Raw genomic sequence first — 12,953 nt, forward strand, 5'->3', positions numbered from 1 at the left:
AAGTTTCACCGTCATTGCGAGCGAAGCGAAGCAATCTCAAATCAAAATCTATAACACGCTGGGTGAATTAGTTTATCAAACATCCGTTAACGAAAAGAAAACAGAAATAAAAATTCCTGAAATAGCAAAAGGGATTTATCAATTGCAAGTAGTATCGGAAAATGAAATAGCAAACAAAAAAATCATCATCAACTAAAACTAAAACAAAAAAATGAAAACAAAATTACTCTCAACACTTACCGCCATTTTTTTCTGTGCAGTTGTTAATTTAAAGGCGCAAACTCCTTTTTATTCTTTTTCGCAATACACCTCCACGTATGCCGACCTCACTGCGCCTGTTTCTTTAAACAACAGCAACGTTTGGAATTACAGCGGCTCCACTCCAGACCCTTATATTGCGCTTGACATTGCCACACTTTTGCCCTACTTTCAGGTGTATGGAGACATGAACAATGCTATGCGTGTGGTTGGCGGAGCGGTGCAATTCTATAACAACGGCTCACAACAGTTGTACTATATTAATGGCTTTGGATTATTTTTCCCTGGTGGAATGAAAGACAAAGGAACAACCACCTCGCTTTCTCCCATTTCTTATCAGGTGACGGGTTCTGCTCCAAACAGAATTTTAAAAGTGCAATGGAAAAATGCCGGCAACTCTCTTGCAAGCGCTGATTATATCAATGTTCAGATTTGGCTGTATGAAACGAGCAATATCATTGAAGCGCACTACGGATCTACTTCCATCACAAATGCCGGCACCACTCAGCTTAGCGTTGGAGTAGGGCATACGTATGTTCCGAACAGCAATATGATTGAAGATGACTTTCTTGAAAACAGCCCTTCCAACCCGGTATTGTCCATGAATGCAAATGCGTTTTACGGAATCCCCGCTAATGGAACAGTATATAAATTTATGGTTGGCGGAGCAGGAGTAAATGAATTGAATAATCCTTTATCAGCCATTACTGTTTTTCCTAATCCGACTTCAGGAAAATTTATTGTTGACAGGAAGAACATGAAAGAAAGAATCAATGATGTAAAAATAAGTATCAGCGATGTAAATGGGCAAGTTGTTTTAGAATCCGCTTTAATGGGAAAAACCCAAGATGAAATAAATGTTTCCAACTTTTCTGCCGGAACTTATTTTATCCGCATTACTTCCGACAAAGGAACCCTGACGAAAAAAATCATTGTCAACAGATAAACAGGAATGAATAAAATACTATTCAGATTAATTGCCATAGCAGTTATAGTTCTCTCCGTTCATTCCTGTAAACGCGACCCCTGCCGGAGTACTAATTGTTTGAACGGAGGCATTTGCAAAGACGGCACCTGCGACTGCCTTTCCGGCTATGAAGGTACGGATTGCGGAACAGAAAGCACCGCAAAATTCATAGGCAATTATTCCGTAACCGACAATATTAATTTTACCAAAAGCGCAAACAACATTGATGACCCCGATTCAGTGTTCACTAAAACCTATTCCGTGTCGGTTGCAAAGGGAAATGATTTTGGCTCACTGCTAATTCATAATGCGGATAATAACAACGGGAATTACGTTTACACTACAGTAGATAAAAGCAATCTGACTGTAACCAACCGCCCCTTTTATATGACCATAAAAGTTGCGCATACGTATGATGTCAGCGCCACAGGTTCTATGTCAGGAAATACCATTACTATTGCCTACTCAGTATCGGGCTATTACGGCAGCGCAACCATCACCAGCGTTTTGGTAAAACAATAACGAAACAATCACAACAAAACAATAAAACAATGAAAACAAAACTTATCATGCTTTGCACTGCTGTATCAGCAGCGGCATTTCTTCATGCGCAATCCGGCACTTCCAAACAGGAAGATGTTCAGGCAATACAAAAACGAACCCTTATTGTGGTTACCGAAGAAGCCAATGAAAAACTTCTTTCAAAATTGGAAGGAGACCAGCTTGCCCAGTATAAAAAAGATATTGAGGATTACAACAGGGATATTAAAGATGCCGTAACGGGTTTCTGGAAGTTCAACGATAAAATAGAATACAAAACAAGAGCCGAAGTGGATAAACTCACCAAGGCAAAAAATAAAACCAACGCCTACATTGAGTACAATAAATTCACGGTGAACTGCGCCAATGCCGCGGCTTATAAATCAACTTATCAGTTCAGGGAAGGTACAAAAGAAATCACGGCTATTGGCGGAGATTACATTTGCTCCGATCTGAACATCCGCCTTTGCGATGAAAATCCGCTCGGGCCTCCGGTTTACGGAGTGCATCTGGCAAATCCTTTTCCGAATAAAGCCGACCTTGCCTGCGCCCTCAAATCCATACAGCTTCAATTGGGTTATAAGCTGGATGGGAAAAAAGACATTCCGATATTCAACATGTATAAGGAGAATGCAAAAGCGCTGACAGGATTAACGCTGCTCGTAAATGAAAACAATACCGACCTGAAGATTGAAGATATTAAGAAAGTATATTCCTCGCCTGTTGAACTGGTAAAAAAAGATAAGATTGATGAAGCCATTCTGAACTCCGATGAAAAAACTGCTTTTGTGATTGTGATTCCTACTTCCGGCAGCAGTTTTTCTTTTGAAATCTTTTCAGCGAAAGATGGCAAAGTGCTCGGCTACACCAACGACACGCAAAGCACAGGAGTGAAAGTGGGAGGATTGGTGGGAGGCACCGCAGGCGCAGCCATTGACCTGAACAAGGAAATGACAAAAATGAAAGTTAAAAAAGACCACTTTAAAATTTTTGAAAAGCAGGTGAAATAAAATCATCATAAACTACTAAAACAAAAAATCATGAAAAAAATCTTTACTCTTTTTTTTACAATTTCATTCGGTCTGAGCGCTATGGCGCAACTCATTACTGCAACCGGAAATATGTCTGTGCAACGGGTTGGACATGAATCACAGTTATTGAGCAACGGCAAAGTGCTTGTATTTGGCGGCAACAACGGTAATTTTACCGGCTACACAGTGCATAGTTCAGCCCAGCTTTATAGCGGAGGTTCCTGGGCAACTACCGGCAGCATGATGAAAGCGAGAAGTGAACCGGGCTCTGCATTGCTGACAAACGGAAACGTGCTTGTTATAGGTGGGGAAGACCTGAACAGCAATTCATTAAAATCATGCGAGATATACAATGTTACTTCCGGCATGTGGAGCTATACAGACAGCATGGCAAATGCCCGTTCTGAAACAAGAGCGGTTATTTTGAACAGCGGAAAAATTCTTGCCGTGGGCGGTTCATCCGGTGGCACTTGCGAATTATATGACCAAACTTCAAGTACATGGTCAGTAACCGGAAGCATGAAAGTTGCAAGGTCAGCGGGTTTTGCAGCAACAAAACTTCCAAACGGAGATGTTTTGGTTACAGGTGGACAGTCAGACACCGCAGAGATATACAATGTTACATCCGGCACTTGGAACAAAGTAAGTAATCTGATGACTTTGTCCAGGAATTATTGCACTGCCATTCTGATGACAAACGGAAAAATACTGATAGCCGGTGGCACTTCTACATTTACTTCTGAGGTATATGACCCATCTGCAAACACATTCACTGCCACTGGCAACTTGGGTCAGTATCGTGTGGCAGATGAAATGATTAATCTCACAAACGGCAAAGTGCTTATTTATGGAATAGGCACTTTTGCTGCTGACAGGCTCGCTCTGGAAGTATTTAATCCTGCTACTAATTCTTGGTATTATGCCGGAACCGTAAGCTCTGCCATTTTTACTGCATCTGATTACACTGTACATAAACTGCCGGGCGGAAGCATTTTATATTCTGGCGGAAACTGGACAACCGGCAATGGTGCAAACAAAGAATGTTATTTAGTAAATGAAAGTGCCATTGCAGCAGGAATTGCTGAAGCGCTAAATCTTTCCTTCTTTGAAGTATATCCCAACCCTGTGCATGATAATTTTGAAATCAAAATGGAGATTGACGGTGCGGTTAACATAACTATTGAACTCAAAAACATGCTTGGTCAAACTATAAAAATTATCGAAAAGGGTAAAGTATCAGGTTCGTATCATAAAGCCGAAGATATTTCTGATCTGAATAGCGGCATATATATTCTCCATGTAATAACTGGCAATGCAAACGCAGCAATAAAACTGGTAAAAGAATAATTAATTCTTGTCGGCAATGAATTTAAAATCCCGTGCAATAGTGTGCGGGATTTTTTGTAAAGTTATTTCTCTCTCAGTGCCGGAAGCGGAAGAAACGTTTCTTTGAGTAAAATTCCACTCCTCCTTACCGAGTGCAAAACATTTACCTTTGTCAAAACATTTTCTCATGAAACCTTTTTATCTATTTATTTCATTCCTTCTTGCTGTCATGCTGAGCGGATTAGAAGCATCGTTTTCCCAATCAGAAACTGACTCATTGGAAAACGTGGTGAAAGCAGGAGCGCAGGACACAGGCACGGTAAACGCGCTCAACCTGCTGTGCAAAAAAAACTGGAGCAGCGAACAGGAAAAAGCGCTGGAGTACGGAAACCGCGCACTTGCTCTTGCACAAAAAATAAAATATAAAAAAGGTGCAGCGCAGGCATTGAATAATATGGGCGTTGTTTATTACAACTTCAGCGATTACAACAAAGCAATGAACTATCATTTTAAATCGCTTGAAATAAGAAAAGAGTTGGGCGATAAAAAAGATATTTCGGCTTCATACAACAACCTCGGAAATGCGTATGACGGTTTGAGCAATTACAAAGAGGCGAAAGAATATTTTGTTAAAGCGCTTGAACTGCGCGAAGAAATTAGCGATGAAAAAGGAATTGCTGGCACATCCAACAACCTGGGAAATCTTTGCTATTCTCACGGTGATTATTACAAAGCGCTGGAATATTTTTTTATAGCATTGAAGATTTATGAAGAGAAAGGAGAGCCCTCTGATGCCTTTGCAAATGCGCTTCACAACATTGGCAATGTGTATAGAGAACAGAACGATACTAAAAACGCTCTTGAGTTTTATGAGAAAGCGCTGAAAATGCGTGAAGAAGTAGAAGATGAACAAGGTATTGGAGAATCGTACAATTCGATTGCCGCCCTCTACCATGCATCTGCTGAAAAACAGAAAAATACAACGTATTCTGAACTGGATTATTCCAAAGCGCGCGGATATTATATCAAAGCGCTGGGTATAGAAAATAAAATTGACGATAAAGAAAATATGGCAGCAACTTTAAATAATCTGGGTATCATTTATTTGCATGAAAATAAATATGATTCAGCACTGGCAAGCAGTTCTTCTGCGCTTATGATCAGCGAAGATATTGGAGACAAATCCACTGCTGCTTTCTCGCTGGCAACTATCGCAGATATATATCAGCAACAAAATAACATCAAACAGTCTTCAGAATATGCTACGAAAGCATTAGTGCTGGCAGACAGTTTAAGAATGCTGGAAATAATTAAAACCGCTCATAAAACATTAAGCGAAAATTTTACATCGCTCAACCTGTTTGAGAAGTCGCTCGAACATTATAAGCTATACGTTGATTACCGCGACAGTTTGCTGAATTCTGAAAACGCAAAGCAAATGGCAAACGTGCAGCAGAAATACGAAACGGAAAAAGAAAAGATGGAAGAAGAGCGGATGCGGGAAACTGAAGAAGCTGAATTAGAACGAAAAGAAAATGCACAGTATCTAATGATTTTCTCTATTATAATTATTGTACTTATGTTCATAGTGATTGCCAGTCACATGCAGCTTTCAGTGAAGGCAATTGATTTTGCCGCCTTCGTTGGTGTGCTTTTATTTTTTCAGTTTATGGAGGTGCTTCTCCATCCGCTTATTAATAAATATACACATGGGCTTCCCATTGTTTTCATTCTTATTAATATTGCAATGGCGTCAAGCTTAAAACCCATCCATCATTATGTGGAAAAGGGATTGATAAAAGTATCTCATAACATCTCTCACCGGAAAATGCAAAAAATACAAGCGAAGGAAGAAGCGGAGAGAAAGCGCAGAGAGTTGGAACTTTTGGCTGCACAGGAAAATAATAATCCTGAAAACAGTAATTGAATTATCTTTAAAAAGATGAAACCATTTTTTCCATTCATACTAACTCTTCTTATTTCCTCCTCTGTTGTTTTTTGTCAGGCGGCAGATGAAATTGAAAAGCAAGAACTCATTAATCGCCTTGAGCAGGAAAAACAAAATGCTGTTGTTTCCGAACAAAAACACATTGTTGCATGGGTTGTGTCTGTTGGATTATTGTTTGGCTTTGGCGTTCTCTATAAAAGGTACAAAGACATTCAGCGTCACGAAAAAATACTTGAAGAGCAAAAAAACCTTGTAGAAGAAAAAAATCGAGCGCTTGAAACTGCCAATGCACAGATAACCCAGAAAAACAAAGATGTCACTGATAGCATTTCCTATGCAAAAAGAATCCAGAATGCAATGCTGCCGACTGAAAGTCATGCAAAAACGGTTTTGCCAGAACATTTTATTCTTTTCATGCCGAGAGATATAGTGAGCGGAGATTTTTATTGGATAGAAGAATGGAAGCATCAGGTTTTTATTGCAGCGGTGGATTGTACCGGTCATGGAGTGCCGGGCGCATTCATGAGTATTCTTGGCAGCGATCTGCTCCATGAAATAGTTAAAGATTACGGCATCAACAAGCCTGCAGCCATTCTTAACGCCTTGAATAAAGGTCTTGCAAAAACACTTCATCAAAATACATCTTCAGCAGAAATTAAAGATGGAATGGATATAGCTTTCTGCGCCATTGATAAAAAAAATAACCTTCTTGAATATGCAGGGGCATTTAATCCGCTCTGGCTTATCAGGGACAATTGCCTGCAAGAATTTAATGCCGACAAACAACCTATTGGCGCATTCGTTAATGAAAAGCAAACCTTTTTTACTAATCACGAGATACAACTTCAGAAAGGAGATGCCGTCTATATTTTTTCAGACGGCTATACTGACCAGTTTGGCGGAGAGAATGGAAAAAAATTCAGACACAAACAATTTCAGGAACTTCTTTTGTCCATTCAGGAAAATTCAATGGCGGAACAAAAAAATATACTCGAGAAAGCAATTGAAAACTGGAAAGGAAATTTGGAGCAGGTGGATGACATATTAGTGATTGGCTTGAAATTCTGAAATAAGATTGTGAATAAAAAACAGATAGCAGAATAAAGCACAGTTCAATTTAATATATACTTTCGTATTGCATTGGTTTCCTGACTGTAAATGTCAGGATTAAAAGGGAATCCTGTTAAAATCAGGAGCTATTCCCGTAGCTGTAAGTCCATTGAAATGTTTCTGTTACACTGCCACTGTTCCGAAAAGAGTAGGAGTGGGAAGGCGCAGAAACGGACAAGCCAGAAGACCTGCCAAAGCAAAAAGCAATGAAACCACATCGTTGCTTTCATTCGGAGCTTCGGGAAAAAGCAAAGGGTGAGAGAAAGAAAGATTCCTCTCCGTGATTTTCTTTTTCTCTTCTCACGCTGATTCTCATTCCGAAAACAAAACAAGTTAAACTCTTGCTTTTGCTTTGCGGTGGAACAAGGAAGAGGCAGGAACAAAAACAAAAATTATGGAAACAATCTTATCTTTGCACAGGAACAAAACAAAAATTACTGTGGCAAAACAAATTCTTTCAGTATTGCTTACAATTCTATTATTCGCAAGCCAGTCTTACGCCCAGTTTATTCAACAAAGAAACAGGTCGGTTTGGACAACTCCCCCAAAGCCAGATACCGTTTCGCATCAGGAACAAATTCTGGAAGAAGACACTTCCTCTGCAAAGCATCTTGAGGAATTGGTTGTCACCGCCACGCGAACAGAAAAAAAGTTGGATGATATTGGCAGAAGCGTTTCGGTAATTTCTGCTGATGACATTAAAAACTCAGGTGCCAATTCTCTCGCTGAACTTCTTTCTCTCGCTGAAGGAATTTATATTACCGGTGTAAATCAAAACTTCGGAGCTAATCAAAGTTTATTCATCCGCGGAGCAAACAGCAATCAATCGGTGGTTCTCATAGATGGAATTCCAATTTCTGATCCATCCACACCTACCGGTTCGCTTGAACTTTCTGAACTTTCACTTTCAGATATTGATCGTGTTGAAATTGTCCGCGGTTCACACAGCACATTGTATGGCTCTTCTGCAATCGGAGGCGTTGTGAATATCATCACAAACAAAAAAATGAAACAGGGATTGAGCATCAATGCTGCAGGAACTGCAGGAACTTTTGGAGAAGAAACATCATTGATTTCAGAAAATATCGGACTTAATTATACCTGCAAAGGTGGATTCTACTTCCGCCTGAATTTAGACAATGTGAATGTCAACGGCATTGACGCAACAATAGATACTTCCACAATTCCCGGAATACAGAGAGATAGAGACGGAATGAACCGTTTTGATTACGGAGGAAAACTCGGATACAAATCAAACCGCTGGGATATTTTTGTTTCAAAGAAAAGTGTTGAGAAGAATGCAGATATTGATGACAGAGAATTTGACGATGATGATAATTATACATTAGACTTTACACGAGACATGGTATCCTATAGTGTTTCATGCAAAGTTGATAGCGGTTTTACTATTTCGATCAATGGAGGAAAATCTTCTTTGATCAGAACTTCGCTGAACGACTCTTCACTTGTTGACAATATGGGAAATTATGATAAGAATTATTACAAAGGAATTTACACAGGAGAAACCTTTACCAACGAATTGCAATTGCAACTCAAGCAAAAAACATTCAACGTAGTTTTGGGCGGTGGTTCCAACGATCAGACAATGAACCAGCAGATTTATTCTTACTCCTCTGGATTTGTATGGGAAAGCAATTTGGATTCACTTAACCTCGCTTCACGCACAAACAGTTTCTTTCTCCTTGCTGATTTGAATGGAGAAATTATTTCTGAAAAAGCAAAGGCGTTCTCTCTCTCTCTTGGCGCAAGAAGCAACAAGAACAATACGTTCGGAAGCAGCGCCACATATCAATTTAACCCGATGATAAAAATTTCTGCAACTTCTTCCCTCTATATAAATATTTCTTCTGGATACAATGCGCCTTCGCTTTATCAATTACATTCTCCTGATAAAGATTTCACTTCTTCAATTTCAAGAGGAAACGTAAATCTTCGACCTGAAACCTCCATCACGAAAGAGTTAGGTGTAAGTCAGAAAATAAATGACAATACCGGAATCCGAATTGCTTATTATAGAACTGTGGTGAGTGACATCATTGAATATGTCTATCTCTGGGATAAAAATATCGGTATTGATACGCTCGGTAATGATATGTTCAGAAATGATTATCGCGGGGATACTTATCTTAATCTTGGCACGCTCACTACAGAAGGAATTGAACTGGAAGCGCACGGATCAATCGGGAAGAAGTTTTTGATGGCTGGAAACTTTTCCTATTTGAGAGGTTATCAGGATTTTTCTGCAAATGATATTGATTGGGTGAAGACTGATAGCAATCACGTTCAACTCTACACAAACGGAGCATTTCTCACAAATAGTTATCGCGCTGACGGGTTAACACGCAGACCCGTCACCGCAAATATTTCGCTGACGTATTCTCCCTCCTCAAAAGTTTTTTTCAAAACTATCTGCAAGTATGTTTCAAAACGAAATGATGTGTATTACGATTATATGCTCGGTCCCTATGGTGCGCTCGGAAAAACTCCCGTACAGGCATATACTCTTGTTGATTTAATTTCCGGAGTAAAATTTAATCAGAATGTTTCAGCCCTGCTGCACGTGGAAAATATTTTCAATGTTTCTTATTCTGAAATCCGCGGATTCTCTTCCCGCGGAAGAGGATTTTATTTGAGTATTAATTATACTTTCTGATTTATGACAGCAAAGAAGCCGCTGATTCTTGTTACGAACGATGATGGGATTACATCACCTGGAATTTCGGCTCTTGTTGATACGATGAAAGCACTCGGGGAAGTGGTGGTGATTGCGCCTGATAAACCGCAATCGGGAGTTGGGCACGCCATCACTATTAATTCCACAATAAGAATTAACAGAACAAAATATCATGGTGCCTCGCAGGAATTTAGTTTGTCAGGAACGCCTGTTGATTGTGTGAAAATGGCATTGAGCAATGTGCTGAAGCGCAAACCTGATTTATGCGTTTCCGGAATCAACCACGGTTCAAACATTTCCATCAACGTAATTTATTCAGGCACCATGTCGGCAGCGGTGGAAGCGGCTGTGGAAGGAATTCCTTCTGTAGGATTTTCTCTGATTGATTATTCTATTGATGCTGACTTCTCCGCATCAAAACATTTCGTAAAAGAAATTTCTTCTCAGATATTAAAGTACGGGATGCCGAAAGATACCTGCCTGAATGTGAACATACCCAAACTTCACCTTTCAGAAATAAAGGGCGTGAAAGTATGCAGGCAGGCGCGCGCCAACTGGGTGGAAGAATTTGAAGAGCGAAAAGACCCATCAGGCAATCCGTATTTCTGGCTCACCGGAAAATTTGTTGATTATGATAAAGGAAAGACCGATACGGACGTGTGGGCAGTGAATAATCATTATGTGTCAATTGTTCCTGTTCAGTTTGATTTAACAGCTTACAAAGCAATGGCTCACTCCGAAAAAATATTCGGAAAGAATTTTAAAAAGAAAAGAAAATGAGTGAGTATAAAATAAAAAAGAAATTTGACAACGTGTGGATCGGAACCGTTATTGGATTATCCGCTCCTTTATTTACTTTATTTGTTTTTTACCTCGTAAGATATAATCATCTGACCTTTGGAGAGTTCTACACAAAAATTCTTTTAGCTAACGGCATTCTCACGTCTTCCATCAGCTTATGTGTAATTATCAACCTGCTGATTTTTTTTCTTTTCATCTGGAGTAACCGAAATTACAGTGCGCGTGGAGTGCTGCTAGCCACTATCGTTTATGCAGGTTATGTGTTGTATCAAAAGAATATTAAATGAAATTTTATTTCATAGCTGGCGAAGCGTCCGGAGATTTACATGCATCTAACCTGATGCGTGAAATAAAAAAGTTAGACTCTTCTTCTTCATTTCGTTTCTGGGGCGGTGATTTGATGAAGGAGCAAAGTGGTGAATTAGTTAAACATTACAAGGAACTTGCATTCATGGGATTTGCCGAAGTGATTATTAACCTCCGCACCATCCTGAAAAACATTGAACTCTGTAAAAAAGATATTCTTGTTTACAATCCCGATGTTCTTGTTCTGGTTGATTATCCCGGTTTTAATCTCCGTATAGCTGAATTTGCAAAAAAGAATGGAATAAAAGTTTTTTACTATATCTCTCCTCAGGTGTGGGCGTGGAAGCAATCGCGTGTGCATCACATTAAAAAATATGTAGACCGCATGTTTGTGATTCTTCCCTTTGAAAAAGAATTCTACAAAAAGTTTGACTGCGAAGTTGATTTTGTCGGGCACCCGCTTCTTGATGCATTGGAGCAGAGAAAAAAAACAAAGGATTCATTTTCTGAGTTTACAAAAAAAAATAATTTGAATGAAAAGCCAATTGTTGCCATTCTTCCAGGAAGCAGAAAGCAGGAAATAGAAAGAATGCTTCCTGTAATGGCGAAGATGAGTTCATCTTTTTCTGATTATCAATTTGTAACAGCAGGAGTTTCCACCCAGCAAAAAGATTTTTATTCTTCTTTGATTGGAAATCAGGATGTGAAAGTTCTGTTCGGAAAGACCTACGACCTTCTTGAGCAATCAACTGCTGCACTCGTAACATCGGGCACGGCAACGCTTGAAACAGCTTTGTTCGGAATCCCTGAAGTGGTGTGTTACAAAGGCGGAATGATTTCTTTCCAGATTGCTAAAATGCTGGTTAAAGTAAATTACATTTCACTGGTAAATCTCATCATTGGAAAAGAAGTAGTGAAAGAATTAATCCAGAATGAATTCAATGAAGATTTACTGAGAAAAGAAACTAACAAACTCCTGAACGACAAAAATTACAGAAGTAAAATGATTGTTGAGTTAGAACAATTAAAAAAGAATCTGGGTGGGGCAGGAGCATCAGAAAAAACCGCCCGTCTGATGATGAACTACCTGAAGAATTAGAATTCAAGAATCCAGTTGGAAACCTTCTCAGCCCATTTCGGACTAAAGCGATTGATGATTGCCATCGTAATCCAGAAAGGAATCATCCCGATTAAAAACATCAGTGTAAATGTTCCTGCTGTGATAAAGAACAACCAGATAAAAAATCCGAGTACCTGTGCTGATGTTACAATTTCCATAGGAGAGTTTTAGATTATTATGGCAAAATTATACATTTTCCTGTATTGCCAATAATTCATTCTTGTGGCACTTATATACATTTACCTGACCAGAACAGTTTTTCGGAATATGAAAAATGCCAGACAAAAATCGCCTGGCATTTCTGATTAATGCTCTTCCATAGGACCGGGTGGAGGTATTCCTTTTTTCTTTCCTCCGTGCCCGCCTTCATTGTCTTTACCTGATATCTGTTCAAGAAGATGGCGCGCAAACATATCTTCAGCACGGTAAAGTTTTGCTACCTTTTTAATTGGCAGAACAGATTTAAACTTTGCATGATATTCTTTTTCCAAATCCAGGTTCTTCTGCCTGAATGCCATCTCGCCATCTACAAGTGCTTCAATCTGTTTATCGGATAATGAATCAATATTTTCTTTCGCGTTCTTGATTTCTTCCCTTCGTTTTTTGTGAATCTCTTCTCGCTTTTTTTGAAACTCATTATATACAGGCCAGAATTTCTGCGCTTCATCAGGAGTCAAATCCAGTTTTTGCGTGAGGAACCCGATGCGCATCGCCTCCACTTTTTCTTTTTTAGGAGGATCAGGAGGAGTTGGGGGAGATGGAGGCGTGGGCGGTTGTGGAGGAGCTTGTGAAAATCCATTCATTGTTATAGTAATGAATAGAATTGAAATAATGTTCTTCATTGTTGTTGG

At 39.4% G+C, this 12,953-nt stretch carries 13 protein-coding genes and 1 riboswitch; of the genes, 11 read left to right on the forward strand and 2 right to left on the reverse strand.

What is annotated here, in order from left to right; all coding sequences use genetic code 11:
• The 11 genes from HY841_13165 to lpxB form a co-directional block, all read left to right on the forward strand.
• Nucleotides 1-196 (forward strand): T9SS type A sorting domain-containing protein (locus HY841_13165; GenBank protein ID MBI4931713.1); only part of this gene is annotated, 196 nt, incomplete at its 5' end.
• A 15-nt stretch (nucleotides 197-211) separates the two neighbouring features.
• Nucleotides 212-1,204, forward strand: a complete 993-nt coding sequence (locus HY841_13170) for a T9SS type A sorting domain-containing protein (GenBank protein MBI4931714.1) — start codon at nucleotides 212-214, stop codon at nucleotides 1,202-1,204.
• 6 nt (nucleotides 1,205-1,210) lie between these two features.
• Complete coding sequence (locus tag HY841_13175; protein MBI4931715.1) at nucleotides 1,211-1,747, forward strand: calcium-binding EGF-like domain-containing protein; 537 nt, start codon at nucleotides 1,211-1,213, stop codon at nucleotides 1,745-1,747.
• Between the two features lie 29 nt (nucleotides 1,748-1,776).
• Nucleotides 1,777-2,775 (forward strand): hypothetical protein, encoded by a 999-nt coding sequence (locus tag HY841_13180; GenBank protein MBI4931716.1) that lies wholly within the window; start codon nucleotides 1,777-1,779, stop codon nucleotides 2,773-2,775.
• A gap of 30 nt (nucleotides 2,776-2,805) precedes the next feature.
• Nucleotides 2,806-4,143 (forward strand): T9SS type A sorting domain-containing protein, encoded by a 1,338-nt coding sequence (locus HY841_13185; GenBank protein MBI4931717.1) that lies wholly within the window; start codon nucleotides 2,806-2,808, stop codon nucleotides 4,141-4,143.
• Nucleotides 4,144-4,309: 166 nt separating this feature from the next.
• Nucleotides 4,310-6,049 carry a tetratricopeptide repeat protein gene (locus HY841_13190; GenBank protein MBI4931718.1) on the forward strand — a complete coding sequence of 580 codons (1,740 nt, stop codon included), beginning with the start codon at nucleotides 4,310-4,312 and terminating at the stop codon, nucleotides 6,047-6,049.
• A 15-nt stretch (nucleotides 6,050-6,064) separates the two neighbouring features.
• On the forward strand, nucleotides 6,065-7,138 hold the full coding sequence (locus HY841_13195; GenBank protein MBI4931719.1) for a SpoIIE family protein phosphatase: 1,074 nt from the start codon (nucleotides 6,065-6,067) through the stop codon (nucleotides 7,136-7,138).
• 56 nt (nucleotides 7,139-7,194) lie between these two features.
• Nucleotides 7,195-7,391, forward strand: a riboswitch (cobalamin riboswitch).
• 183 nt (nucleotides 7,392-7,574) lie between these two features.
• Nucleotides 7,575-9,854: a TonB-dependent receptor gene (locus tag HY841_13200; protein ID MBI4931720.1), complete on the forward strand. Its 2,280-nt coding sequence runs from the start codon at nucleotides 7,575-7,577 to the stop codon at nucleotides 9,852-9,854.
• Between the two features lie 3 nt (nucleotides 9,855-9,857).
• On the forward strand, nucleotides 9,858-10,655 hold the full coding sequence (gene surE / locus HY841_13205; GenBank protein MBI4931721.1) for a 5'/3'-nucleotidase SurE: 798 nt from the start codon (nucleotides 9,858-9,860) through the stop codon (nucleotides 10,653-10,655).
• Nucleotides 10,652-10,963 (forward strand): hypothetical protein, encoded by a 312-nt coding sequence (locus HY841_13210; protein MBI4931722.1) that lies wholly within the window; start codon nucleotides 10,652-10,654, stop codon nucleotides 10,961-10,963. The genes surE and HY841_13210 overlap by 4 nt, the downstream gene beginning before the upstream one ends.
• Nucleotides 10,960-12,081 (forward strand): lipid-A-disaccharide synthase, encoded by a 1,122-nt coding sequence (gene lpxB / locus HY841_13215; protein ID MBI4931723.1) that lies wholly within the window; start codon nucleotides 10,960-10,962, stop codon nucleotides 12,079-12,081. The genes HY841_13210 and lpxB overlap by 4 nt, the downstream gene beginning before the upstream one ends.
• Here the strand turns inward: lpxB and HY841_13220 are convergent.
• Nucleotides 12,078-12,260, reverse strand: coding sequence for a hypothetical protein (locus tag HY841_13220; protein MBI4931724.1), 183 nt, complete (start codon nucleotides 12,258-12,260; stop codon nucleotides 12,078-12,080). The genes lpxB and HY841_13220 overlap by 4 nt on opposite strands.
• A gap of 147 nt (nucleotides 12,261-12,407) precedes the next feature.
• Nucleotides 12,408-12,944 carry a hypothetical protein gene (locus HY841_13225; protein MBI4931725.1) on the reverse strand — a complete coding sequence of 179 codons (537 nt, stop codon included), beginning with the start codon at nucleotides 12,942-12,944 and terminating at the stop codon, nucleotides 12,408-12,410.
• Between the last annotated feature and the right edge of the window lie 9 nt (nucleotides 12,945-12,953).

The organism is Bacteroidota bacterium, from assembly GCA_016213405.1.
Lineage (GTDB): Bacteria > Bacteroidota > Bacteroidia > Palsa-948 > Palsa-948 > Palsa-948.